25 protein-coding genes are annotated in these 25,079 nt (G+C 68.1%); 12 read left to right on the top strand and 13 right to left on the bottom strand.

Annotated features, from left to right (window positions below; genetic code table 11):
• Positions 1-10 precede the first annotated feature (10 nt).
• Positions 11-1,378 (top strand): MFS transporter, encoded by a 1,368-nt coding sequence (locus V4U86_RS22790; RefSeq protein ID WP_395308157.1) that lies wholly within the window; start codon positions 11-13, stop codon positions 1,376-1,378.
• Here V4U86_RS22790 and V4U86_RS22785 read toward each other — a convergent pair.
• From V4U86_RS22785 to V4U86_RS22775, 3 genes are read right to left on the bottom strand one after another with little or no spacing between them, the layout of a single operon-like run.
• Complete coding sequence (locus V4U86_RS22785; RefSeq protein WP_395308156.1) at positions 1,375-2,292, bottom strand: SAM-dependent methyltransferase; 918 nt, start codon at positions 2,290-2,292, stop codon at positions 1,375-1,377. The two genes, V4U86_RS22790 and V4U86_RS22785, sit on opposite strands and share 4 nt — an antisense overlap.
• A complete protein-coding gene (locus V4U86_RS22780; protein WP_395308155.1) occupies positions 2,273-3,232 on the bottom strand; it encodes a class I SAM-dependent methyltransferase in 960 nt (319 codons plus the stop codon). The genes V4U86_RS22785 and V4U86_RS22780 overlap by 20 nt, the downstream gene beginning before the upstream one ends.
• Positions 3,229-4,143 (bottom strand): class I SAM-dependent methyltransferase, encoded by a 915-nt coding sequence (locus V4U86_RS22775; RefSeq protein WP_395308154.1) that lies wholly within the window; start codon positions 4,141-4,143, stop codon positions 3,229-3,231. The genes V4U86_RS22780 and V4U86_RS22775 overlap by 4 nt, the downstream gene beginning before the upstream one ends.
• Positions 4,144-4,407: 264 nt before the next feature.
• Between V4U86_RS22775 and secY the strand changes: the two genes are divergently transcribed.
• The 10 genes from secY to V4U86_RS22725 all read left to right on the top strand — a co-directional run bounded on the left by secY (position 4,408) and on the right by V4U86_RS22725 (position 13,452).
• Positions 4,408-5,736 carry a preprotein translocase subunit SecY gene (gene secY / locus V4U86_RS22770; protein WP_395308153.1) on the top strand — a complete coding sequence of 443 codons (1,329 nt, stop codon included), beginning with the start codon at positions 4,408-4,410 and terminating at the stop codon, positions 5,734-5,736.
• Positions 5,733-6,278: an adenylate kinase gene (locus V4U86_RS22765; protein ID WP_395308152.1), complete on the top strand. Its 546-nt coding sequence runs from the start codon at positions 5,733-5,735 to the stop codon at positions 6,276-6,278. Before secY ends, V4U86_RS22765 begins: the two co-directional genes overlap by 4 nt.
• 19 nt (positions 6,279-6,297) lie before the next feature.
• Positions 6,298-7,092 (top strand): type I methionyl aminopeptidase, encoded by a 795-nt coding sequence (map, locus tag V4U86_RS22760; protein WP_395308151.1) that lies wholly within the window; start codon positions 6,298-6,300, stop codon positions 7,090-7,092.
• Between the two features lie 164 nt (positions 7,093-7,256).
• A complete protein-coding gene (locus V4U86_RS22755) occupies positions 7,257-7,778 on the top strand; it encodes a sigma-70 family RNA polymerase sigma factor (RefSeq protein ID WP_395308150.1) in 522 nt (173 codons plus the stop codon).
• Complete coding sequence (locus V4U86_RS22750; RefSeq protein WP_395308149.1) at positions 7,775-8,500, top strand: anti-sigma factor family protein; 726 nt, start codon at positions 7,775-7,777, stop codon at positions 8,498-8,500. The genes V4U86_RS22755 and V4U86_RS22750 overlap by 4 nt, the downstream gene beginning before the upstream one ends.
• A 71-nt stretch (positions 8,501-8,571) precedes the next feature.
• Positions 8,572-10,251 (top strand): thiamine pyrophosphate-binding protein, encoded by a 1,680-nt coding sequence (locus tag V4U86_RS22745; protein WP_395308148.1) that lies wholly within the window; start codon positions 8,572-8,574, stop codon positions 10,249-10,251.
• The gene (locus V4U86_RS22740) at positions 10,232-10,891 is read left to right on the top strand and encodes an SRPBCC family protein (protein ID WP_395308147.1); all 660 of its coding nucleotides are present in this window, start codon (positions 10,232-10,234) and stop codon (positions 10,889-10,891) included. Before V4U86_RS22745 ends, V4U86_RS22740 begins: the two co-directional genes overlap by 20 nt.
• A complete protein-coding gene (locus tag V4U86_RS22735; RefSeq protein ID WP_395308146.1) occupies positions 10,888-11,904 on the top strand; it encodes a 3-oxoacyl-ACP synthase III family protein in 1,017 nt (338 codons plus the stop codon). The genes V4U86_RS22740 and V4U86_RS22735 overlap by 4 nt, the downstream gene beginning before the upstream one ends.
• Complete coding sequence (locus V4U86_RS22730; protein WP_395308145.1) at positions 11,901-12,941, top strand: pyridoxal phosphate-dependent aminotransferase; 1,041 nt, start codon at positions 11,901-11,903, stop codon at positions 12,939-12,941. The genes V4U86_RS22735 and V4U86_RS22730 overlap by 4 nt, the downstream gene beginning before the upstream one ends.
• A gap of 7 nt (positions 12,942-12,948) precedes the next feature.
• Positions 12,949-13,452, top strand: a complete 504-nt coding sequence (locus tag V4U86_RS22725) for a MarR family winged helix-turn-helix transcriptional regulator (protein WP_395308144.1) — start codon at positions 12,949-12,951, stop codon at positions 13,450-13,452.
• Between the two features lie 4 nt (positions 13,453-13,456).
• Here V4U86_RS22725 and V4U86_RS22720 read toward each other — a convergent pair whose 3' ends face one another.
• Positions 13,457-14,689: a GAF domain-containing protein gene (locus V4U86_RS22720; RefSeq protein WP_395308143.1), complete on the bottom strand. Its 1,233-nt coding sequence runs from the start codon at positions 14,687-14,689 to the stop codon at positions 13,457-13,459.
• Entirely contained in the window at positions 14,686-15,348 is a 663-nt protein-coding gene (locus V4U86_RS22715; RefSeq protein WP_395308142.1) for a response regulator, read from the bottom strand. The genes V4U86_RS22720 and V4U86_RS22715 overlap by 4 nt, the downstream gene beginning before the upstream one ends.
• A 101-nt stretch (positions 15,349-15,449) precedes the next feature.
• Here V4U86_RS22715 and V4U86_RS22710 point away from each other — a divergent pair, with 101 nt between their 5' ends.
• Positions 15,450-16,265, top strand: coding sequence for an HAD hydrolase-like protein (locus V4U86_RS22710; protein ID WP_395308141.1), 816 nt, complete (start codon positions 15,450-15,452; stop codon positions 16,263-16,265).
• A 55-nt stretch (positions 16,266-16,320) separates the two neighbouring features.
• On the opposite strand, the gene mmsB is transcribed toward V4U86_RS22710, so the two are convergent.
• The 8 genes from mmsB to V4U86_RS22670 form a co-directional block, all read right to left on the bottom strand.
• Positions 16,321-17,208 carry a 3-hydroxyisobutyrate dehydrogenase gene (mmsB, locus tag V4U86_RS22705; RefSeq protein ID WP_395308140.1) on the bottom strand — a complete coding sequence of 296 codons (888 nt, stop codon included), beginning with the start codon at positions 17,206-17,208 and terminating at the stop codon, positions 16,321-16,323.
• Between the two features lie 13 nt (positions 17,209-17,221).
• Complete coding sequence (locus tag V4U86_RS22700; RefSeq protein ID WP_395308139.1) at positions 17,222-18,382, bottom strand: acyl-CoA dehydrogenase family protein; 1,161 nt, start codon at positions 18,380-18,382, stop codon at positions 17,222-17,224.
• A 6-nt stretch (positions 18,383-18,388) separates the two neighbouring features.
• Positions 18,389-19,909, bottom strand: a complete 1,521-nt coding sequence (locus V4U86_RS22695) for a CoA-acylating methylmalonate-semialdehyde dehydrogenase (RefSeq protein WP_395308138.1) — start codon at positions 19,907-19,909, stop codon at positions 18,389-18,391.
• Between the two features lie 205 nt (positions 19,910-20,114).
• Positions 20,115-20,723, bottom strand: coding sequence for a dTDP-4-dehydrorhamnose 3,5-epimerase family protein (locus tag V4U86_RS22690; protein ID WP_395308137.1), 609 nt, complete (start codon positions 20,721-20,723; stop codon positions 20,115-20,117).
• Positions 20,720-21,715: a dTDP-glucose 4,6-dehydratase gene (gene rfbB / locus V4U86_RS22685; RefSeq protein ID WP_395308136.1), complete on the bottom strand. Its 996-nt coding sequence runs from the start codon at positions 21,713-21,715 to the stop codon at positions 20,720-20,722. Before rfbB ends, V4U86_RS22690 begins: the two co-directional genes overlap by 4 nt.
• 18 nt (positions 21,716-21,733) lie before the next feature.
• Positions 21,734-22,597: an LLM class F420-dependent oxidoreductase gene (locus V4U86_RS22680; protein ID WP_395308135.1), complete on the bottom strand. Its 864-nt coding sequence runs from the start codon at positions 22,595-22,597 to the stop codon at positions 21,734-21,736.
• A 25-nt stretch (positions 22,598-22,622) separates the two neighbouring features.
• Complete coding sequence (locus tag V4U86_RS22675) at positions 22,623-23,468, bottom strand: LLM class F420-dependent oxidoreductase (RefSeq protein ID WP_395308134.1); 846 nt, start codon at positions 23,466-23,468, stop codon at positions 22,623-22,625.
• Between the two features lie 57 nt (positions 23,469-23,525).
• A complete protein-coding gene (locus V4U86_RS22670; protein ID WP_395308133.1) occupies positions 23,526-25,079 on the bottom strand; it encodes an ATP-binding protein in 1,554 nt (517 codons plus the stop codon).

Here is a 25,079-nt window from a genome sequence, read left to right as displayed (position 1 = left end):
CAGCCCAACGATGAGCGCAGCGCAGCAAAGTAGGTCGGCACCGCCGCCGGACGTGGTGAAGAAGGCGGTGGCGGCCTCGGCGATCGGGAACGCCACCGAATGGTTCGACTACGGCATCTACGCCTTCGGCGTCAGCTACATTTCGGCCGCCATCTTCCCGGGGGACAGCCAGACCGCGACGTTGTTCGCGTTGATGACGTTTGCGGTGTCCTTCGTGGTCCGCCCGCTCGGCGGTTTCGTGTGGGGTCCACTCGGTGACCGGATCGGGCGCAAACGGGTCTTGGCGCTGACGATCCTGCTGATGGCGGGCGCGACCCTGGGTGTCGGGCTGGTGCCGAGCTACGCGGCCATCGGTATCTGGGCGCCGGTGCTGATGGTGGTGCTGCGGATGATCCAGGGCTTCTCCACCGGCGGTGAGTACGGCGGCGCCGCGACCTTCATGGCCGAGTACGCGCCGTCCCGCAGGCGGGGGTTCCTGGGCAGCTTCCTGGAGTTCGGGACGCTGGCCGGACTGTCGCTGGGCGCAGCCCTGATGCTCGGCTGTTCGTTGGTGCTGGGCGAGGAGCAGATGGCGGACTGGGGCTGGCGGCTACCCTTCCTGGTCGCCGCGCCGCTCGGACTGGTCGGTGTGTACCTGCGGTCGCGGCTGCAGGAGACCCCGGTGTTCCAGGAACTGGCCGAGACCGATGGGACCGAGGACGACACCGCCGGCCAGTTCAAGGATCTGGTGACCGGCTTCTGGCGGCCCATCCTGCAGTTGGGCGCTCTGGTGGTGGCGCTCAACGTCGTCAACTACACGCTGCTGACCTACATGCCGACCTATCTGGAGCGCACCATCGGCTTGTCCGCGAGCGCCTCGCTGGTGGTGCCGATCGTCGGGATGCTGACGATGATGGTGTTCCTGCCGTTCGCCGGCCGGTTGTCCGACCGGGTGGGCCGAAAACCGATGTGGTGGTTCTCGCTGGCCGGGTTGTTCCTCGCGGGAGTGCCGATGTTCCTGCTGATGGGCACCGGGGTGGCGGGCGCGATCGTCGGCTTCGCGGTGCTGGGCCTGCTCTATGTCCCGCAGCTGGCCACGATCTCGGCGACCTTCCCGGCGATGTTCCCGACCCAGGTCCGGTTCGCGGGTTTCGCCATTTCCTACAACGTGTCGACGGCGATCTTCGGTGGGACCGCGCCCGCGCTCAACGACTGGCTGGTCTCCTTCACCGGCAGCAACCTCGTCCCGGCTTTCTACATGATGTTCGCCTGCGTGGTGGGCGCCGTCGGGCTGATCGGTATCCCGGAGACCGCCCGCTGCCCGATCGGCGGTACCGAGACGCCCGGCACCCCGGAGGCGCCGGCACAGCTGGAGTACGTCGACAGCCGGGCCGGCTAACCCCGGGGCAGGACGCCGCTGACGTAGACGATCTCGCCGAGCACGTCGTGCTCACCGAGATCCGGTGTGGGCAGGCCGTACCGGTGGAACAGTTCGGTGCGCGGCACGCCGGTGACCTGCCAGCCCTTGCCGGTCAGATCGTCCGCCGCGGAACGACGTTCACCGTGGTAGGTCAGCGACGGCATGTCCATGTCCAGCCCCAGCCGGGAGAACGTGTCGGTCGCGGCGCGAGCGCGTTCCGGGTCGAAATCGCGCATGCCGGGCACGAACTCGGTGGCCACCGTGCTGCCGGGCGCGCTCAGCGCGTGGATGTTGTCGAACAACCGGTCCTGCGCATCCGGCGGCAGATAGATCAGCAGCCCCTCGGCACACCAGGCCGTCGGCTGCGCCGGGTCCAGGCCGGCGGCGCGCATCGCCGCGGGCCAGTCCTCACGCAGATCGATCGGAACGGTGCGGCGCACGGCGGTGGGAGCGGCACCCAGATCCTCCAGCGTGCGGGTCTTGAACTCGATGACCTGCGGCTGGTCCACCTCGTAGACGACGGTGCCGTCCGCCCACGGCAACCGGTAGGCCCGCGAGTCCAGGCCGGACGCCAGGATCACCGCCTGCCGGACGCCCTGTTGGCCCGCCGCGACGAAGTAGTCGTCGAAGAACTTCGTCCGCACGGCCATCTCGTCGATGTTCGACTTCACCTGGGCCGCCGCTTCCGGCGCGACGTCGGCGATGTTCAGCGTGCCGTCCACCATCATGGTGAACGCGGGGATGCCGACCGCACGCACCAGGGGAGCGGCGAACGGGTCGTCGATCAGTGCGTGCTCTTCGGCGCTGGCGACGGCGCGTCCGACGGCCACCATCGTCGCCGTCGCCCCCACGCTGGAGGCCAGGTCCCAGCTGTCACCCTCGGTTCGTGCCATCGCCAGCCCCCTGGTTCCGTGTCGCGGTCAGATATCCAGAATCCCCGATCATCCCCGTGATCCGGTCGCCGGGCGGCGGGAAACCGTTGGCCGTGTAGGCCTGCGCGGTCGGCAGCAGTTCCACCTGCCAGCCTGCCGCGTCGAGGTGCTCGGCCGCCGGGGTGCGCGGTCCGGTGTAGAACAACTCGGTCAGGTCGATGTCACTGCCGAATCGGCGGCTACGCGCGGTGAGTTCCTTGGCCCAGTCCCCGGTGAAGGCTTTGCTGTCGATGTGTTCGGTGGCCAGCGCGCTGCCCGGCCCGCTCAGCGCGGTGATGCTGTCCAGCAGCCGGTCCTGGGCGTCGGGCGGCAGATACGGCAGCAGACCCTCGGCGATCCACGCGGTCGGCAGTGCGGGATCGAAGCCCGAGTCCCGCAGCTTGGCCGGCCAGTCGTCGCGCAGATCGACGCCCACCGTGCGGCGGTCGGCGGCGGGGGAGGCGCCGGCCTCGGCCAGCACCCGGGTCTTGAATTCGATGACCTCGGGCTGGTCGACCTCGAACACCACGGTGCCGGCCGGCCAGTCCAGGCGGTAGGCGCGGGTGTCGAGCCCGGAGGCCAGGATGACGGCCTGCCGGATGCCGTCTGCGACCGCGGTCCGCAGGAATTCATCGAAGAACCGGGTGCGCACCGCGATCTGATGCAGCATCACATCGGGGCCGAACAGCGGGTCTCGGGCGTCCGGCCCGGCGGCCGCCGCCGCGGGCGCCTCGATCTCACCTCGGGCCACCTTCACGAAGTGCGGCAGTCCGACGGCCTCCACGAGTAGCGCCGCGTACGGATCGTCGATCAACGGGTCGGGGCCGCGGCTGGCGAAGGCCCGGGTGGCGGCCACCGATGTCGCGGTGGCCCCCACACTGGACGCGAGATCCCAGCTGTCGCCTTCGGAGCGCGTCGTCATCGCAGCGCGGTGAGGTAGGAAGCCTGCCCGACCTGCTGGTCCTCGTCGATTGTCGGCAGATCCAGCCGGTCCAGCAATTCGTTGGCCGACTGCGCGGAGGTGGTCCAGCCGAGCTCGCTCAGGTGCTCGGCCGCATCCTTGCGGTCACCGAGGTAGACGAGCTCGCTGAAGTCCAGATCGAAGCCGTGCGAGGCCCACTTGTCCTTCACCGACTGCATCCGTTCCCGGACGGTCTCCTCATCGACGTCGGCGGTGCTCGGGACGGCCTCGGCGGCGATCCGGCTGCCCGGGGCGCTGTTCTCGGTGATCAGTTCGAGCAGTCGGTCCTGGGCCTCGGGCGGCAGGTACCCGAACAGGCCCTCGGCGATCCACGCGGTCGGTGCCGTCGGGTCGAAGCCGGCTGCCCGCAGCGCCGACACCCAGTCGTCACGCAGGTCCACCGCCACGGCGCGCCGCTCGGTGGTCGGCTGGGCGCCGAGGTCGGCCAGGGTCTGCGACTTGAACGCGATCACCTCGGGCTGGTCGATCTCGAACACCACGGTGCCGGACGGCCAGTCCAGGCGGTAGGCCCGGGAGTCCAGTCCGGCGGCCAGGATGACCGCCTGCCGGACGCCGGCAGCGGCGGCCTGATCGAAGAACTCGTCGAAGAACCGGGTGCGCGCGGCCATCGCATTGGCGAACCGCGCGATGTTCATCTGCGGGTCGTCACCGAGGTCGGCCTCGGTGATCTCGCCGTCGACGAGCTTGGTGAAGAACTCCACACCCACCGCACGGACCAGGGGAGCGGCGAACTGGTCGTTGATCACGGGGTCGGGCCGGGAGGAGGCCATCGCGCGGGCCGCCGCGACCATTGTCGCGGTGGCACCCACGCTGGAGGCCAGGTCCCAGGTGTCTCCGTCGGTGCGTGCCATGTGGTCTCCTTGCCGAATTAATTAGCTTATGTAATGAACATGATCGACTGTACGCTCCGAACCTGAACGGCAACTGAGACCGATCTGCGCCCCGGTCGGATACGGGGGGCGCGGAGTTGAACTGTTACTCTCGTAGACTGTTTGACGCGCGGCTGCGCTGGTGATGAACCTGCAGGTAGATTGCGCGAGACTTAACCAAACGCTGGAACGATTCCAGCCCCATCGGCACGCCGCGCGATTGAAGTCGGCTGCGCAGGAGGAAGAGTGCTTTCGGCTTTCATCTCGTCGCTGCGGACTGCCGACCTCAGGCGCAAGATCCTGTTCACCCTCGGGTTGGTCATTCTGTACCGCGTCGGCGCGACCATCCCGTCGCCGGGCGTCAACTACCCGAACGTGCAGCAGTGCATCGAGCAGGTCAGCGGGGGTGACTCCGCGCAGATCTACAGCCTGATCAACCTGTTCTCGGGTGGCGCGCTGCTGCAGCTGTCGGTGTTCGCGGTGGGCGTCATGCCCTACATCACCGCGAGCATCATCGTGCAGCTGCTCACCGTGGTCATCCCGCGGTTCGAGCAGCTCAAGAAGGAGGGTCAGGCCGGCCAGGCCAAGATGACCCAGTACACCCGGTACCTGTCGATTGCTTTGGCGATCCTGCAGGCCACCAGCATCGTCGCGCTGGCCGCCAACGGCGGCCTGATGCAGGGCTGCAGCCTGGACATCATCGACGACTCCTCGATCTTCGGTCTGATCGTCATCGTCATCGTCATGACCGCGGGTGCCGCGCTGGTGATGTGGATGGGCGAGCTGGTCACCGAGCGTGGCGTCGGCAACGGCATGTCGCTGCTGATCTTCGCCGGTATCGCCGCGCGCATCCCGGCCGAGGGCAAGGCCATCCTGGACGGCCGCGGCGGCATGGTGTTCACCTTCGTCTGCATCGGCGCCCTGGCCATCCTGGTCGGTGTGGTCTTCGTCGAGCAGGGCCAGCGCCGTATCCCGGTGCAGTACGCCAAGCGCATGGTCGGCCGGCGGATGTACGGCGGCACCTCGACCTACCTGCCGCTCAAGGTCAACCAGGCCGGCGTCATCCCGGTGATCTTCGCGTCCTCGCTGATCTACATCCCGCAGCTGGTCACCCAGCTCATCGACAGCGGCCGCGACAATCCGGGCACCGGATGGTGGAGCTCGTTCGTCGCCAACCATCTGTCCAACCCGACCAGCCCGACGCATATCGCCTTCTACTTCGGTCTGATCATCTTCTTCACGTACTTCTACGTATCGATCACGTTCAACCCCGAAGAGCGGGCCGACGAGATGAAGAAGTTCGGCGGGTTCATCCCGGGCATCCGCCCGGGCAAGCCCACCGCCGACTACCTGCGGTTCGTGCTGAGTCGCATCACCCTGCCGGGCTCCATCTACCTCGGTGTGATCGCCGTCCTGCCGAACGTGGTCCTGCAGGCGGGCAGCGGTGGCGCCACCCTGCAGAACCTGCCGTTCGGCGGCGTCGCGGTGCTGATCATGATCGGCGTGGGCTTGGACACCGTCAAACAAATCGAGAGCCAGCTCATGCAGCGCAACTATGAAGGGTTCCTCAAGTGAGAATCGTTTTGCTCGGACCTCCCGGTGCCGGAAAAGGAACCCAGGCGGAGAAGCTCGCCGCCCAGCTAGGCATCCCGCAGATCTCCACCGGCGACCTGTTCCGGCACAACATCGGTGCGGGCACCCCGCTCGGTGTCGAGGCCAAGAAGTACCTGGACGCCGGTGACCTGGTGCCCGCCTCGCTGACCAACGCCCTCGTCGACGACCGCATCGACCACGAGGACGCCGCCGGGGGATTCATCCTGGACGGGTTCCCGCGTTCGGTGGAACAGGCCGAGGCGCTCAAGGAGATGCTGGCCAAGCGCGGCCTGAAGCTCGACGCCGTGCTGGAGTTCCGGGTCTCCGAGGACGAACTGCTCGAACGCCTCAAGGGTCGCGGCCGCGCCGACGACACCGAGGAGATCATCCGCAACCGGATGAAGGTGTACAACGACGAGACCGCGCCGCTGCTGGATTACTACGCCGGCGAACTCAAGACCGTCGAAGCCGTCGGCACGCTGGACGAGGTGTTCGCCCGGGCGCTGGCCGCCCTCGGCAAGTAGCACCGGTGATCGGTCGCTCATGATCAACGTGCCGGGCCTACGTCGCAAGGTCGTCCCCCGCCGCAGTCCCGGCGAGTTGGACGCGATGGCCGCCGCCGGTGCGCTGGTGGCCGCGGCGCTGAAGGCGGTCCGCGAGGCTGCCGTGCCCGGTGTCTCGACCGGTGAGCTGGACCGGATCGCCGAGTCGGTGATCCGGGACGGCGGCGGTGTGCCGTCGTTCCTCGGTTATCACGGGTTCCCGGCCACCGTCTGCGCCTCGGTCAACGACCGGGTGGTGCACGGCATCCCGTCCGACGCCGAGAAACTGGTCGACGGTGACCTGGTCTCCATCGACTGCGGGGCGATCCTGGACGACTGGCACGGCGATTCGGCGGTCACCTTCGGGGTCGGCACCGTGATCCCGGCCGACGAACTGTTGTCCGAGGCCACCCGGACCTCCATGGAGGCCGGCATCGCCGCGATGCTGCCCGGCAACCGGCTCACCGACGTGTCGCACGCCATCGAGGTCGGCACGCACGCCGCCGAGGCACGCGACGGGCGCAAGTACGGCATCGTCGCCGGGTACGGCGGGCACGGCATCGGACGCGAGATGCACATGGATCCGTTCCTGCCCAATGAGGGCGCCCCGGGCCGCGGGCCCTACCTGGAGGTGGGGTCGGTCCTGGCGATCGAACCCATGCTGACCCTGGGAACCACGAACACCAAGGTGCTCGACGACGACTGGACGGTCGTCACCACCGATGGTTCGCGGGCGGCGCACTGGGAGCACACCGTGGCCGTCACCGACGACGGCCCGCGCATCCTGACGCTCTGAGGGCCGCTGCCCGACATCGGGTCTCCTGCGCGGAAACGCACAGCCGGTAGGCAGCGTTCGCACGGTCGGGTCGACCTACTCTGGATTGAACCGGGTCGTTTGCTGATGTCTGAGCCCGGTTGAACTCGATCACCACTCACGTCGTGTCAGAGACGGAGGTTGGAGTGGACGATCCGGAGGCCGCGATGATGCGGGTTCTCTATGACGAACACGCAGGCGCGCTGTGGCGATATGCCCTGCGGTTGACCGGCGATGCCGCCCGGGCGGAAGACGTGGTGCAGGAGACCCTGCTGCGCGCCTGGCGGCACCCGGAAGTGACTGCCGACCCGGACCGGTCGGCCCGGGCGTGGCTGTTCACCGTCGCGCGTAATCTGGTCATCGACGACCGTCGCAGCGCACGGTTCCGCAACGAGACCGGCACGCCCGATGTCGAAACGGTCGCCGGCGCATCCGCTGCCGGCCCCGACGAAGTGGATACGGCGTTGGATCGACTATTGATCAGTACCGCTCTGAGTGAATTGTCCCCAGACCACCGCGCAGTGATCCGGCGAGCGTATTACCAGGGATGGAGTACCGCCCAGATTGCCGATGACCTCGGCATCGCAGAGGGAACGGTGAAATCGAGATTGCACTATGCGGTGCGCGCGCTGAGACTGAACCTGCAGGAGATGGGGGTGACCCGATGACCGGCCCCGAGCGGACCTCTGCGGGTGAGCCGGCCGACCGGTACCTCACCTGGGACGCCAGCTACGTGCTGGGCGCGTTGTCGCCAGGGGAACGCCGCGAGTTCGAGGCGCACCTGCAGACCTGTGCCCGCTGCGCCACCTCGGTCGCCGAACTCACCGGGATGCCGGCGCTGCTGGCGATGGTGGACCTGCAGGATGTGGAGGCGCTGGACGGACAGGCCCCCGATCCGCCGCTGCGACCCGCGCTACGCGAACAGCTTCTGGCCCGGGTGCGCCGGCGCCGTGAGCGCACCCGGTGGGTGACCGCCGCCGCACTCGGCGTGGCGGCCGCACTCCTGATCCTCGGGTTGGTCGCCGTCATCCGGCCGGAAACCCTGGGCCTGCAACAGGGTTCGCCGCAGACCGTGGCGATGCTGGAGATGAGCAAGGTCAACGAGACCCCGATCAACGCGAGCATCGCGATGTCCAGCTACACCTGGGGTACCCGCATCGACATGGCCTGCAGCTACGGCGACTGGGGTCAACGCGACGCCCCCGCCCAGAATCTGGGCATGGTGGTCGTCGGCCGCGACGGCAGCCATACGCAGATAGCCACGTGGCTGGGTTTGTCCGGTGCCACCGCACTGCCCAGTGGGAACACCCCCATGCCCGCCCATGAGATCGCCGCCGTGCAACTGGTTTCCGCAGACGACGGGAAAGTGCTGCTCGAGAAGAACCTGTGAATTCCCTGCCCGGGTGAACCCCAGCGCGCCGCGTTGCGTGTCACCTGCTGAACGGGAAGGCAGGTACGCCGATGGTCAGCACACACCGAGTGGTCGACCACATCGTCGAGCAATTGGCGCAACACGGTGTCAGTCACATCTTCGGGGTCGACGGCGCCAACATCGAGGATCTGTACGACGCCGCGGCCGTGCGCACCGACATCACCGCCGTGCTGGCCAAACACGAGTTCTCCGCCGCGACAATGGCCGACGGGTACAGCAGGGCCACCTCGGCGCTGGGCGTCGTGGCCGCCACATCCGGCGGTGGAAGTCTGAATCTGGTTGCCGGGCTTGGCGAATCGCTGACCAGCCGGGTGCCCGTACTGGCCTTGGTCGGCCAGCCGCCCAGCACGATGGACGGCCGGGGCAGCTTCCAGGACACCAGTGGTCACAACGGGTCGCTGGATGCCGAGGCGTTGTTCTCCGCGGTGTCGGTCTTCTGTCGGCGCATCCTGCGCCCCGACGAGATCGGCGTGGCCCTGCCGGAGGCGATCGCCGCGGCCCGGCGCGGGGGCCCGGCGGTGTTGTTGCTGCCGAAGGACATCCAGCAGGGCACGTTCGGCGGCGCATCCGTCCAGGCCGGACTGAACGGCCGGCAGCTGGGAGACCCGGGCCCGATCGCCGCGCGGCTGCGCAGCACGTGCGGCCCGGTGACCATCATCGCCGGGGAACAGGTGGCCCGCGATGATGCGCGCGACGAGCTGGAACGGTTGCGCGCGACGCTGCGGGCGCGGGTGGCCACCGTCCCCGACGCCAAGGATGTCAGCGGCGCCCCTGGGCTCGGCAGTTCCTCGGCGCTGGGCGTCACCGGGGTGATGGGGCATCCCGGGGTGGCCCAGGTGATCGCCGACAGTGCGGCCTGCCTGCTGGTGGGCACCCGGCTGTCGGTGACCGCACGGGCCGGCCTGGACGCTGCCCTGGCCGCCGTGCCGGTGTTCTCGCTCGGGTACGCGGTGCCCTATGTGCCGAGCACCCATGTCCACACCGAGGACCTGCGCGCTTCCCTGGTGCTGCTCAACGCTGCGCTCACCGGCGCCGGGCGGCCGACCGGAATCTCTGTGCCCGAACGTATTCCGCATACCGAGCTGAGCCCGCCGGGCCACCACGGGCCCGGGATCCGCTACCGCGATGCGGTCGACGCGCTGGATCGGGCCCTGCCCGACGGTGCCGATGTGGTGGTGGACGCCGGCAACTGTGGGGCGTCGGCGATCCACCGGTTGCGGGCCCGCCGCGACGGGCGCTTCCTGGTGGCGCTGGGCATGGGTGGTATGGGTTACAGCTTCGGCGCGGGAATCGGCATGTGCTTCGCGCGGGGCCGCCGCACCGTGGTGATCGCCGGGGACGGGGCATTCTTCATGCACGGTCTGGAATTGCACACCGCCATCCAGTACCGGCTGCCGGTCACCGTGGTGCTGTTCAACAACAATGCCCACGCCATGTGCGTGACCCGCGAGCAACTGTTCTACGGAGATCGCTACAGCTACAACCGGTTCACCGCCAGCCGCCTCGGCGCCGGTCTGTCGGCCATGTTCCCCGGCCTGCCCTCGGTCGACGTCACCGACCTCGACGCGCTGCCCGCGGCGTTGCGTGCGGCGCTGGCGGTGGCCGGACCTTCGGTCGTCAACATCGAATGCTCAGCCGACGAAATACCCACGTTCGCACCGTTTCTCATCAACCAGGAGGTCAAAGAACATGTCGCTGCCCGCACTTGACGATATCGCCGAACCGATCGACGGATTGATCCGCATCGAAACCTCTCCCCGGGAGAGCGCCACCCCGATCATCATGGAGATGATGCGCTCGGTGTATCCGCACGATGAGGTGTTCGGCGCATTCTGCACGGTCAACAGTTTCATCGACTGCCCCCCGGCCGAATTGTTCGACTATCTCGCCGACACTCGGTCGTTGGAGGAATGGACCTACAGTCTGCGCGGGTTCGTTCCCGCCGGTGAACCGGGGCTGTGGCTGGCCCACGACCGGTTGGGTTCGCAGACTCAGATCTTCACGCGCACGGTCGCCAACCGCGAGGCGATGACCGTCGACTACCACTGCGCCTGGGATCAGGGCCACCACCTGTGGATGATCTATCTGATGCGGGTGGTCGACGCGCAGGTGGTGTTGAACAAGCCCGGGTCGGTGGTGCTGTGGACCAACTGTCATCACCCGTTCTACGACCAGAATCCGTACCCGGAGACCGCACCCCCGGAGCGTCCGGTGTGGGTCGGTGACTTCTGGGACATGTTCGGGGCCGGTCACGAACTGGAGTTGCGCAACCTCAAGGCGATCGCCGAGTACCGGCACCGGCACGGCCTGCCGGTCAGGCCGGCCTGGATGACCGGGGCGCACCGATGAACACCACGGCGGTCAGCCTGCTCGATGTCTCGACCTACCTGCCCGGCGAGCCGATCGGCGCCGACTATTACGCGCAGTACGCCGAATCCGATGATCTCCGAGACAATCTCATGTTCCGGGCGCCGCGGTTCCGTCATCACGTCGGCCCCGACGAGACCGCCACCGACATGGTCGAACGGGCCGCCGCCGGACTCATCGAACGGCACGGCGCCGACACGCTGGCCGATATCGACGTGCTGATCACCCACACCCAGCTGCCCGACATGCCGTTCTACGGCGGCGGCGGGGCGGTGGCACACCGTCTCGGTATCAAACCGAACTGGGTGCTGGATCTGCACAATGGCGGATGCGCGTCGTTCGTGCTCGGACTCAAACTGGCGCGCAATCTGCTGGCGAGCGGGGAAGGCCGCACCGCGCTGATCGCGGTGGTGCAGAACGCGGCCGGGCAGATCTTCGACCAGGAGACGATCCGGCGCAAGGCGCAGGCCTCGGTGCCCGGCGACGGAGCCGCGGTGGGGCTGGTCGCCCGCTCGGACCGATCGCCGATCCTGGACGTCGAATGCCGCACCTACGGCGAATTCGCCGGCGATATGACCATCGCGGTGGACCCGCCCCGCAAGTGGTGGGCGGCCGGCCCGGGGGAGGGGTGCATCGGATTCACCGAGTCCAAGATCACCAAGGTGCTGGCCCGCGGCAACCGCCAGGTGCCCGAGGTCTGCTACGCGGTGTGCGACCGGATCGGCATGGCGCCCAGGGACATCGACCTGCTGGTGACCAACCAGCCCAACCGGGTGTTCCTGCGCAATTGGCGCGATGCCCTGGAACTGTCCGCATCCCGCCACGTCGATACCTTCGATGAGTGCGGCAACCTGTTCGCCGCCGGTATCCCGGTCAATCTGGACCGGGCGGTGACCGAGGGCCGGCTCGAGGCCGGCGACACCGTGCTGATGGCCGCCTTCGCCCACGCCGGGGACTTCGCCGGCGCCGCCGCGGTCCGGTGGGGTGGACGATGAGCATGCCAGACGGGCTGCCCGACCTGCGCGCCGCGGTTCCCACGGCGATCGACCCGTTGGCGCTGTCGCTCAACGAGAACCCGTTCCCGCCGCTGCCCTCGGTCCGCGCCGCATTGGCCGACTGCCTGGGCGCGGCCAACCGTTACCCGGAGTTCCTACCGGAACGGATGCGGGCACTGATCGCCGCCCGGATCGGGGTCCGCGACGATCAGGTGGTCGTGGGCACCGGCGCCACCGGGGTCATCCTGCAGGTGCTGCACGCGCTCACCACGCCGGGGGACACCATGGTGACGACCGCGCCCACCTTCGATGGCTACCCGATCTTCGCGCAGATGGCCCGATTGCGTCCGGTGACGGTGCCACTGGACGTCCACGGGCGCCACGATCTCGATGCGATGGCCGCGGCGGCCGCGACCGCGCGGGTGGTGGTGCTGTGCCGTCCGCACAACCCGACCGGCACCATCGAACCGGCGGGCGACATCGAACAGTTCCTGGCCCGGGTGCGGCCGGACACCGCGGTGCTGCTGGACGAGGCGTACGTGGAGTTTCTGGCCCCGTCCGACCGGATCGACACCCGGGAGCTGGTACTGCGCTTTCCGAATGTGGTTGTGATACGCACCTTCTCGAAGGCCTACGGGTTGGCCGGCTTGCGCGTCGGCTACGGCTTCTGCGCGCCGGAACTGGCCCGCCGGCTGTGGACGATGCAGCTGCCGTTCGGCATCGGGTTGACCGGCCTGGTTGCCGCCGCCGCCTGCTACCGCGCCGAAGACGAACTCCAGCAACGTATCCGGTCCATCGCGGCCGAGCGCCGCAGGCTGCGGGCCCGGCTGTCGGCGATGGGCGTGTACTGCACCGACGCGCGGGCCAACTTCATCTACCTGCCCGGCGATGAGCGCGGCCGCCACGGCTGGCCCGCGGTGTTCGACGGCACCGGGGTTCGGGTGCGCGCCTACGCCGACGGCGGGGTGCGGATCACAGTGGGAACCGAGCAGTCCACCCGCGCGGTGTTGTCGGCGGTGGCGGCGGCGATGGTATGAAAAGGGCATGCCCTCACACGCCGGCAAACGGGACCCGATCACGCTGGCCCGCGCCAACTGGGAGCGCGCCGGCTGGGGCGACGTCGCCGACGGCATGGTGGCCGTCACCTCGGTGATGCGCGCCCATCAGATCCTGCTGGCCCGGGTGGAGAACGCGTTGCGGCCGTACGACCTGAGCTTCTCCCGCTTCGAACTGCTGCGTCTGCTGGCCTTCAGCGCCAACGGTGAACTACCCATCACCAAGGCATCGGACCGGCTGCAGGTGCACGTCACCAGCGTCACCCATGCGATCCGGCGGCTGGAGAGCGACGGGCTGGTGGAGCGCCTGCCGCACCCGACCGATGGCCGCACCACCCTGGTGCGGCTGACTGAACTGGGTCGTTCCACCGTCGAGGACGCCACCGAGACGCTGAACAAGGACGTGTTCGCCGACATCGGGATCTCCCCCGAACAGTCACGGGCGCTGGCCACCTCGATCGAGACGCTGCGCCGGCACGCCGGCGACTTCTGAGCCGTCAGGAACTGGTCAGCGGGATCGTCGCGGTGACCGTCGTCCCGGCGTCCGGCCGGGACCGGATGTGCAGTCGGCCGCCGACGATCTCGGCGCGTTCGGCCATCGACAGCAGCCCGTAGCCGCCCATCTCGTCGCTGCCCAGCGGATGCTCGAAGGTGTCGAACCCGACGCCGTCGTCCACGATCTCGAGGCGGGCGGATTCGGTGTCGCCGTCCCGCAGGACCGCGAAGGTGAGTCGTGCGCGGCCGGCCCGGGCGTGTTTGACGACGTTCTGCAGGCACTCCTGGGCGATCCGGTACAACGCCAGCTCGATGTGATCGGGCAGCCGGTCCCGGGCCAGGTCGACCTCGATGCTCGGTTCGGGGATCGAGCGGGCCAGACTCGCCAGGCCTCCGGCCAGCCCCAGATCGTCGAGCACGGGCGGACGCAGTCCGCTGATCGCGGCGCGGGCCTCCTGCAGGGTGAGGTCCACCAGTTCGCGGGCCTTGGTCAGGTGGTCGACGGCGAACTCCGAGGGCCGGCCGGTACCGTCGGCGACCGCCCGGGTGGCCGCGTCCAACCAGTACGACAGGGTGACCAATCGCTGTGAGATGCCGTCGTGGATGTCCCCGGCGAGTCGCCGGCGCTCCAGTTCCTGGGCCTGGATGACCTGCTCGACGAAGTTCTCGTGGGCACGTTCGCGGGCCACCAGCTGACGGTGCAGCCGGGCCTGGTGCAGCGCGCCGGCGATCAGCCGCCCGATGACCAGCAGCAGCTCCACATCGCGTTCGGTGAATTCGCGACGGTGCACGGTGTGCACGTTGAGCACCCCGACCAGGCCACCCGGATCGGTCTCCATCGGCACCGAGACCATCGAGGTGAAGTCGGAGCCGCGCAACGATTCGAACGGCAGATAGCGCGGGTCGGACTCCTTGTCGTGGCTGATCACCACGGGCTGCCGGTTGCTGGCCACCCAGCCGGAGATGCCCTGGCCCAACGGCAGCCGGATCTTGCCGACCTCCAGATCGAACGGCGGGGTGGCGCCGGTCAGGGTCAGCGACCGTTCGGTGTCGTCGAGCACGTGGACGAAACACACGTCGGTGGCGGTGGCGTCGGTGATCATCCGGGCCGCCGCGGCGGCCAGCGGTTCCACCCCCGGGCCGCGGGAGGCGGCCTCGATGAGCTCGCGCAGCAGGGTCAGTTCGCGGTCGGCGGTGAGGACCTGCCCCCGGGTGGGTGGTTTGGCGCGGCTCATCTGTAGATGCCCTCGCGCAGCGCGGTGGCCACGGCGCCGGTGCGATCGCTGACCCCGAGCTTGCGGTAGATGGAACTCAGGTGGGTCTTGACGGTCTCGTCCCCGATCACCAGCTTATTGGCGATGCCGCGGTTGGACAGCCCGCTGACCACGTAGGACAGGATCTCACTCTCGCGCTGGGTGAGCCCCTGCCGCACCCCGGGCCAGAACTCGTCGCGCTGCAGGCGGGCCGCCGTGTCGGCGGCCCGGGCCGCCATCCCCGGGTCGATGGCCGTCTGCCCACGGTGCACGAATTCCAGCTGGCGTACCAGTTCGTCGCTGCTGATGCTCTTCAGCAGATATCCCGAGGCGCCCACCCGCAGCGCCTGGAAGAGGTACTGCTCGTCGTCGTAGACCGACAGCATGACCACCTTGCGCTCCGGGTCGAGCTCGCGCAGTTTCAGGCACAGGTCGAGTCCGCTGGAGCCCTGCATGCGGACATCGCAGAGCACGATATCGGGTGCCAGCGCGGTCACCACCTCGACGGCCTGCTCGGCGCCGATGGCCTGACCGACCACCTGGACGCGGTCATCGAAGGTGGTCAGCATGGCCTTGAGGCCCTCGATGACCATCTCGTGGTCATCGACCAGCACAAGACGCAACGGGCTGGAGGGCGCCATGGCATCACCTTAAAGGTGGACGGCGGCGCTGCTGGGAAAAGTTGACGAGTCCGACCTGGCCTGCCCAATCCCCCTAGCGGGGGACGCGGCCACGATGTGACATGGGCCACTCTGAGCGGGTGATCATGCATCAGGAGAAAACACGGCCCACCGTCGGTCAGTTCTGGTGGCTCGGCGACGAACCCGAGGACCCCGCGGCGTACCCGCTGCGTGGGGTGATCTTCGACCTCGATGCACTGGCGGACCTGGACCTCGACGGGCACCGGGTGGTCTACAACGCGGCGTTCGCCGCGCTCGGGCTGTCCCTGCAGTGGAGCGTCGAGCGCTACCGTCAGCTGCTGGCACTGTCCGATGAACGCCAACGCGTCACCGCCGAACTGCGCAAACGCTGTGTGGGCACCGAGTGCGACGTGCTGGTGAACATGCTGGTCGACGAGATCTGCGCGACCAAGGAGATGATGTTCGAGGAGATGATCCTCGACGCCGGGGTGACACCCCGGCCGGGTCTGCATGACCTGGTGATGGACGCCTTCGTCGCGCACATCCCGGTCAGTGTGGTGACCAACGGGCGGCGCAGCTGGGCCGAGCCGCTGGTCCGTCAGCTCGTCGGCGAAGGTCTCGTCGAATCCGTGGTGACCGCCGATGACCTGGTCGGCACCGACATGTTCGGTCACGCGCTGGCCGAACTCGGGGTGGCGTCGCACGATGCGCTGGCGATCACGGGGTCGGCCGCCGGGCTGCGCACCGCGAATGCGGCCGGACTGGCCACCGTGCTCATCGAGACCGCCGCCGGCGGGAACCGGCCGGCGGCCGCGGTGCGGGCCGGGTACACCGGGGTCACGGACCCGCTGCGGCTGGCGAGCTGTCGACGCCTACACGCCCGCTGGTGGGACCAGCACAGCCCGTCCGCCGCGTAGGCGGCAATCCGGGTCCAGCCGCGTAGGCGGCAATCCGGGTCCAGCCGCGTAGCGGCTATCCGTTGCGGATGTACTCGATGACCGCGCTGAAATCCTTGTCCGCGTGGTCTTGAGCGAATTTGGCGTAGATCTCGGCGGCATGGGTGCCCAGCGGGGCCGATGAGCCGCTGGATTGCACGGCGGCCATCGCCAGACCGAGATCCTTGTTCATCAGCGCCGTCGCGAAACCGGGCTTGAAATCGTTGTTCGCCGGCGACGTCGGTACCGGGCCGGGGACCGGGCAGTTGGTGTGCACCGCCCAGCAGTTGCCGGTGGCCCCGGTGATCACGTCGAACAGCGACTGCTTGTCCAGCCCGAGCTTCTCGGCGAGCACGAACGCCTCGCCGATGGCGATCTGCTGGACGGCCAGCACCATGTTGTTGCACACCTTGGCGGCCTGGCCGGCGCCGGAGGCGCCGCAGTGGATGATCTTGCCCGCCATGGCTTCCAGGATTGGGCGGGCGGCCTCGACAGCATCATCGGGACCGCCGACCATGAAGGCCAGGGTGCCGGCCACCGCACCCTTCACGCCGCCGGAGACGGGTGCGTCGAGTTGGGCGAACCCGTGCTCGGCGGCCTGCTTGTGCACCTCGCGGGCGTCGTCGACGGAGATGGTGGAGCTGTCGATGAACAGCGCGCCCGCAGCGGCCACCGGCAGGATCTCGGCGTAGCAGCTCTTCACCAGGGCGCCGTTGGGCAGCATGGTGATGACTACGTCGGCCCCGGCAACGGCCTCGGCGCCGCTGTCGAAGACGCTGGCGCCGTTGGCCTTCGCCGCATCCTTGGCCGCGGGGACCGGGTCGAAGCCCTGTACGGCGTGGCCGGCCGCCAGCAGGTTGGCGGCCATCGGCCCACCCATGTTGCCCAGTCCCAGAAAAGCGACAACTTTTGTCTGAAAGCTCATTCGGCCGACCTTCCTAACCGGCGGCCCGGGCCCGGGCGGCTTCTGCCCGGCCGATGACCACACGCATGATTTCGTTGGTGCCCTCCAGGATGCGATGCACCCGAAGGTCGCGGACGATCTTCTCCAGTCCGTACTCCTTGAGATAGCCGTATCCGCCGTGCAGCTGCAGTGCGGAGTCGGCGACCTCGTAGCACGCGTCGGTCACGTAGCGCTTGGCCATGGCGCACAGCTCGACCTTGTCCGGGGATCCGGCGTCGAGCGCGGATGCCGCCCGCCACAACATCATCCGCGACGTCTCCAGCGCCGTGGCCATATCGGCCAGCGTGAACCGGATGGTGGGCTCGTCGATCAACGCGCCACCGAAGGCCTGACGGTCGCGCACGTAGCCGGCCGCCTTCTCGTAGGCCGTCCGCGCGCCGCCCAACGATGAGGCCGCGATGTTGATGCGGCCGCCGTTGAGCCCGTTCATCGCGATCCCGAAACCGGCGCCTTCACCGTCGAGCCCACCGAGCATCGCGTCGGCGGGCACCCGCGCGCCCTCCATGATGACCTGTGCGGTGGGCTGGGTGTTCCAACCCATCTTGGCCTCGTTGGTCCCGAAACTCAGTCCCGGCGTGTCCTTTTCGATCAGGAAAGCGGACAGGCCCTTGGGCCCGTCGGCGCCGGTGCGGGCGATCACCAGGTAGATGTCGGAGACACCGGCGCCGGAGATGAACTGCTTGACACCGTCGAGGACCCACTCGTCGCCGTCGCGGACCGCCTTGGTCCGCACCGCGGACGCATCCGAGCCGGCCCCGGGTTCGGTGAGGCAGTAGCTCGCCAGGGCCTCCATGCTCGCCAGCCGGGGAATCCAGGTCTTGCGCTGTTCCTGGCTACCGTAGGTGTCGACCATCCAGGCGCACATGTTGTGGATCGAGATGAACGAGGCCAGCGCCGGATCGGCGGCGGACAGTTCCTCGAAGATGCGCACGGCGTCGATGCGGCGCAGGCCGCTGCCGCCGACATCCTCGCCGCAGTAGATCGCACCCATGCCCAGTTCGCCGGCCTCGCGCAGCACATCGGTGGGGAAGTGTTTGGTCTCGTCCCACTCCAGAGCGTGCGGCGCAAGGCGTTTGGCGGCGAACGCGGCAGCCGTCTCGGTGATGACGCGTTCGTCGTCGTCGAGTTCGAACACGGCCGACTACTTCATGGTCGGGATGACGAATTCGGCGCCATCCTTGATGCCGGAGGGCCAGCGCTCGGTGACGGTCTTGACCTTGGTGTAGAACTGGATCGAAGCCGGGCCGTGCTGGTTGAGGTCGCCGAAGCCGGAGCGCTTCCAGCCGCCGAAGGTGTGGTAGGCCACCGGAACCGGGATCGGCACGTTCACGCCGACCATGCCGACCTGGACCCGGGAGACGAAGTCGCGGGCGGCGTCACCGTCGCGGGTGAAGATCGCCACGCCGTTGCCGTACTCGTGCTTGGTGGGCAGGCTCAGCGCCTCTTCGTAATCCTCGGCGCGCACGATGCACAGCACCGGGCCGAAGATCTCGTCGGTGTAGATCGACATGTCGGTGGTGACATGGTCGAACAGGGTGGGGCCGATGAAGTAGCCGCCTTCGAGGCTCTGATCGTCGAAGGTCAGTTCGTCGGTGGCACGCTCACGGCCGTCGACCACGATCTCGGCACCGGCTTCCACGCCCTGGTTGATGTAGTCGCGGACCCGCTCAAGGGCGGCGCCGGTGACCAGTGGCCCGTAATCGGCCTTGGGATCCAGGCTGTGCCCGACGCGCAGCTGCTTGACCCGCTCGACGAGCTTGGCGCGCAGCCGGTCCGCGGTTTCCTTGCCCACCGGCACGGCGACGCTGATCGCCATGCAGCGCTCACCCGCGCTGCCGTAGCCGGCGCCGATGAGCGCGTCGACGGCCTGGTCGAGGTCGGCGTCGGGCAGCACGATCATGTGGTTCTTGGCCCCACCGAAGCACTGCGAACGCTTCCCGTGCGCGGCGGCGGTCGAGTAGATGTACTGCGCGATGTCGGAGCTGCCGACGAATCCGACGGCCTGGATGTCGGGGTGGGTCAGGATGGCGTCGACGGCCTCCTTGTCGCCTTGGACCACCTGGAACACACCGGCGGGCAGGCCGGCCTCGATGAACAGCTCGGCCAGCCGCAGCGGCACCGACGGGTCGCGCTCGGAAGGCTTGAGGATGAACGCGTTTCCGCATGCCAGGGCGGGTCCGGCCTTCCACAGCGGGATCATCGCCGGGAAGTTGAACGGGGTGATGCCGGCGACGACGCCGAGCGGCTGGCGGATCGAGTAGACGTCGATGCCGGTTCCGGCGCCCTCGGTGAATTCGCCCTTGAGCAGGTGCGGGATGCCGATGGCGAACTCGATGACCTCGATGCCGCGCTGGATGTCACCCAGCGAGTCGGCGACGGTTTTGCCGTGCTCGATGGACAGCAGTTCGGCCAGTTCCTGGGAGTTCTGGTTGACCAGGTCGATGAACTTCATGAACACCCGGGCGCGGCGCTGGGGGTTGAACGCGGCCCAGGTCTTCTGGGCTTCGACGGCGGAGGCGACGGCGGTGTCCACGTCGGCCTTGCTGGCCAGCAGCACCTGGGCCTGGACCTCGCCGGTGCTGGGGTTGAGCACATCGGCGGTGCGGGTGGAAGCCAGGTTGCTGCGCTGGCCGTCGATGAAGTGCGGAATCTGTGTGGTCATGACATCCGTCCAAAGGTGTGCAGATTTAGAAGTCCGGCGGAAAGCCGAGATACTTGCATATCCTAGTAATCGAGCGAGGGCTTTGGCAAGGGCCCATTGTGAGGTCGGCCGGCCGGGGGTCCGACTGTGAGCCAGAAGACGAAATCGGTGTACAGGTATGCGATCTTGTTCACGTGTGCCGACGGTGCGGCCCGGCGCGAGCCCGTCAGTCGCCGAGTTGTGCGGCGCGCAGGTTCTGCACGAACGCCTGGCTGTCGGCCCAGGTCGGGAGCAGCCCGGCGGCGCGCACCTCGTCGAGGGTCGGTGCGGCCGCGTCACGCTCGGACAGCACGGGAGTATGCCCGGCGGGCCACTCGATACCCAGTGAGGTGGCCAGGATGGTGTGTTCGCGCTGCGGTGCGTAACCCGTCGAACACAGATACATCACCGTCGAATTGTCTTCCAACGCAAGGAAAGCGTGCCCGAGCCCCTCGGACAGATACACCGTGTTGTGGGTGTGTTCGTCGAGTAACACCGCATCCCACTGCCCGTAGGTGGGGGAGCCGACGCGGATGTCGACGACCACGTCGTACACCGACCCGCGCAAACAGGTGACGTATTTGGCCTGGCTGGGCGGCAACTCGGCGAAGTGCACACCGCGCAGCACCCCGGCCGCGGACACCGAGCAGTTGGCCTGCGCCAGGTCGAAGCGATGCCCGGTCATCGAGGTGAAACCGGGAGCGGTGAACCACTCGAAGAACAGCCCGCGCGCATCGGTGTGCACCGTCGGGGTGATCTCCCAGGCTCCCGGGACCGCGAGTTCGCGCGCCGTCACTGGCCGCGCTCCGCATATTTGGCCTCGACGTCGTTCTTCAAAGGGCCCCACCAGGATTCGTTGTCCCGATACCAGTCGATGGTGGCCCGCAGACCGGCCTCGAAGTCGGTGTGGGCCGGCCGCCAGCCCAGTTCGTCACGCAGCGCCGAAGCGTCGATCGCATAGCGCAGATCGTGGCCGGCCCGGTCGGTGACGTGCTCGAAATCGTCCGGGTCGCGGTCCATCAGCCGCAGCAGGGTGCGCAGGACCGAGAGATTGTCGCGCTCCCCGTCGGCACCGATCAGATAGGTGCGCCCGATCTGGCCCTCGGTCAGGATCCGCCACACCGCGGCGTTGTGATCGTCGACGTGGATCCAGTCCCGCACATTGGCCCCGGCCCCGTACAGCTTCGCGCGGCGCCCGGTGAGCACGTTGGTGATCTGGCGGGGGATGAACTTCTCCACATGCTGGTAGGGCCCATAGTTGTTGGAGCAGTTGGAGATTGTCGCTCGCACGCGAAAGGACCGCACCCAGGCCCGCACCAGCAGATCCGCGGACGCCTTGGTCGAGGAATAGGGACTGGACGGGTTGTACGGGGTGTCCTCGGTGAAACGGGCCGGATCGTCGAGCTCCAGATCGCCGTATACCTCGTCGGTCGAGACGTGGTGCAACCGCGTCCCGTGCCGGCGCACCGCCTCCAACACCGTGAAGGTCCCGATCACGTTGGAGCGCAGGAACGGGGCCGGGTCGGCCAGTCCGTTGTCGACGTGGGTCTCGGCGGCGAAGTGCACCACCGCGTCGGTCGCGCCGACCAGCGCGTCGACCAGCGGATCGTCGGTGATGTCCCCGGTGACCAGGCGGATCCGGTCGGCCACCGGGGCCAGCGATTCCCGGCTGCCGGCGTAGGTGAGGGCATCGAGCACCGTCACCTCGACCTCGGGATTCTCGCGCAGCATCAGGTGCACGAAGTTGGCGCCGATGAACCCGGCGCCACCGGTGACCAGCAGGCGCATGGGCTAAACCCTAGTGGTCTACCCCCGCAGCCCCAGCGGGCCGGCCAGTTCGGTCAACGTCGGGATCAGCTTGTCCCAGCCACCCAGCACCTGGATGGTCACGTGATCGGCGCCGGCGTGCAGATGCTCGCCGAGCCTCGCCGCGATCGCGGACGCGCCGCCGTGCGCCACCACCGCGTCGATCAACCGGTCGCTGCCCGGCTTGGCGATGTCCTCCTCGGTGAACCCGAGCCGACGCCAGTTGTTCAGGTAGTTGCTCAGATTGAGGTAGAAGTCCACGGTGTCGCGGCCGACAGCGCGGGCCTGCTCGGCGGCATCGGGCGAAGCGTCGGTGAGCACCACCTTGTGCTCGGGTGCCAGGAACACGGTGTTGCCGATGAGATTACGGGCCTGCCCGGTGTGTTCGGGTGTGGTCAGGTACGGGTGGGCGCCGGCACTGCGGGCGGCCGCCAGCTTGAGCACCTTGGGCCCGAGCGCGGCGATCACCCGCCGGCTGGTCGGCACCTTCTGCGCGTCGAGCACGTCGAGATACTCGACCAGCACGTCGTAGGGCTTGCGGTACTCCTCGGTGTGTTCTGGGTGGCCGATCCCGATCCCGAGCAGGAAGCGGCCGGGGAAAGCCTTCTCCACCCGGTGATAGGCCTCGGCGACCTCCTCGGCCGCGGCCGTCCACACGTTGACGATGCCGGTGGCGACCTGAAGGTTCTCGGTGGCCTCCAGCAGCGGTTCGACGTAGTTGAGGTCCCCGGCCGGCGAGCCGCCGATCCAGATCGCGCCGTAGCCGAGCCGCTCGATCTCGGCGGCCTGTTCGGGCTTGGGGGTGCCGAACGTCCAGACGCCGTAGCGGCCGAGGTCGGGTTTGAGCGAGACAGCGTCAGTCATGTGCGTCCTTACGTCGGAAATTCGTCTACTGCAGGCCGAGCGGCCCGGCCAGGTCGGCCAGCACCGGTATCAGCTTGTCAGTACCCGTCAGGACCTGAACCGGAACGTGATCGGCGCCGGCGGTGAGATGCTCGCGCAGGCGGGCGGCGATCGCCTCGGTGCTGCCGTAGGCCACCACGGCGTCCACCAGCGCGTCACTGCCCGGTTTGGCCACGTCCTCGTCGGTGAACCCGAGCCGCTTCCAATTGTTGAGATAGTTCGCGAGATCGAGGTAGACCGCCAGGGCCTTACGCCCGATGGCGCGGGCGGCGTCGGCGTCGGTGGTGGGCACCACCTTGTGCTCCGGGGCCAGGAACGCGTCGGGTCCGATGAGCTCGCGCGCGGTGGCGGTGTGCTCCGGGGTGGTCAGGTAGGGGTGGGCGCCGGCGCTGCGGCGCGCCGAGAGCTTGAGCACCTGCGGGCCCAGCGCGGCGACCACCACCCGGTCGGAGGGCACATCGTGCGCGGCCAGGGTTTCGAGGTACTCGGTGAGCGCGTCGTAAGGCTTCTTGTACTCGGTCTGGGCCTCGGGATGGCCGACGCCGATGCCGAGCAGGAAGCGGCCCGGATACTGCTTGTCGATGCGGTGGAACGATTCGGCGACCGGCCCGGCCGCCGCGGTCCAGATGTTCACGATGCCGGTGGCGACCCTCAGCGAATCGGTGGCGGCCAGGATGGGTTCGACCCAGTCCAACTCGGCGGGCGGGGAACCGCCGGCCCACAGCGCTCCGTATCCGAGCGCCTCGATGTCACGGAGCTGTTCCCGGGAGAGCTGTTGCCACTGTGCGTAGTGGCCGAAGACGCCGAACGTGCCCAAGTCTGGTTTCGTCATGTCCGCGTCAACGACGGCGACCCGGTGCACATTCCGATTCGCGCGCGCTGATCCGAACTACTCGGTGCCGGCGGACGCGAGTTCGCCCGGGGTCGGGGTGATCGGTGCCGGGGCGATCAACGGCAGGCAGACCGCGAAGCGGGTGTCACCGGGCTTGGACTGCACCGAGATGTTGCCGCCGTGCTTCTCCACCACGATCCGCCAGGCCAGATCCAGGCCGAGCCCGGTGCCCTCACCGAACGGTTTCGTGGTGAAGAACGGGGTGAAGATCCGGTCGATGATCTCCTCCGGGATGCCTGGGCCGTCATCGCAGATCTCCACCCGGATCATCTGTTCGCTCTCTCGGGAGGTGCGGAGAGTCAGCGTGCCCTCGCCGTCCATCGCCTGGATCGCGTTGTCGATGATGTTGGTCCACACCTGGTTGAGATCGCCTGGATAGCACTGCAGTTCGGGCAGTGTCTTGTCCAGGTCCTTGACGATGGACACCGGCTTGCCCTTGCCCGGGCCGCCGATCTTGTCGCCGAACATCATGATCGTGCTGCGCAGCAGTTCGTGGACGTCGGCACTGCCGTAGGCGCCGCGGTCCATCTGCGAGTACTGCTTGGCGCCGGCCAGCAGGGCCGAGATCCGCTTGCTGGCCTCGGCGATCTCGTTCATCCGCAGTTCGTTGTCGATGGTGTACTTCAGCCAGCCGATCGCGCTCTGCAGCGACGCGGTCGCGTCGACCTCGTCCACCGAGGCGAGCACCTTCTCCAACCAGTCGGTGTCGAGCCCGGCTTCGACAAAAGTCGGGGCGTAGTCCCAGGCCAGCGCGATGCCGTGGTCCTCCAGCCAGTCACCGATCGCGTCCTCGCGGTCGGAGGCCTCCAGCGCGGTGAGATCGACGTCGCGGTTCTTGGCCACCTGCTCGGCGACCTCGTCCTGGATGCGGATCAGCACACACAGCGCCTCGGGGGAGAACTTGCCGTCAGCCAGCATGGCCAGCTTGTGCCGCATCTTGCCGACGGTCTCACGCAGATCGGCGACCGCCCGGGCGGTCGCGGCGGCCGGATTGTTGAGCTGATGGGTCAACCCGGCGGTGATGGTGCCTAGCGCCAGCAACTTCTCCCGCTGCCCGATGATCTGGCTCTGCCTGCGACTGCCGACGAGGTGGCCTTCGAGCAGGTGTACGGCCATCGGGAACTGGGTGCGCATGAACTCGGCGAAGTCGTTGGCGTCCAGTACGAAGCAGCGCGACGGCCGGGTCAGCTGTACCGAGGCCTGATAGCTCTGTTCCTCACCGGGGATGTAGGCCGACCACGCGCCGAAGTACACGCCCCGTTGCGAGGTGCGGTTGGTCTGGATGTCGACGCCGCCGGACCGCTTGGACATGATCAGTTCGCCGTCGATCATGACGTAGAAGCAGGTGGCGGGTTCACCCTCCTGGGACAGCGGGCCGGCCGGGAATGTCTCGATGTGTCCGGCCTCGCAGAGGATGTCCAGCTGTTCGTCGGCGAGGTGCTCGAACAGGAACAGTGTCCGCAGTTCGTCGCGGACACACGGCTCGTCGCTCGCTGTGACCGCGTTCGCTGTGACCGCGGCGTCTGGGCCCGCGCCGTTGCTGGAAGCCAT

The organism is Mycobacterium sp. AMU20-3851, assembly GCF_043974665.1.
Classification (GTDB): domain Bacteria; phylum Actinomycetota; class Actinomycetes; order Mycobacteriales; family Mycobacteriaceae; genus Mycobacterium.
The sequence above is the reverse complement of the archived record's forward strand: the minus strand, read 5'-3'. Positions and strand labels throughout refer to the sequence as shown.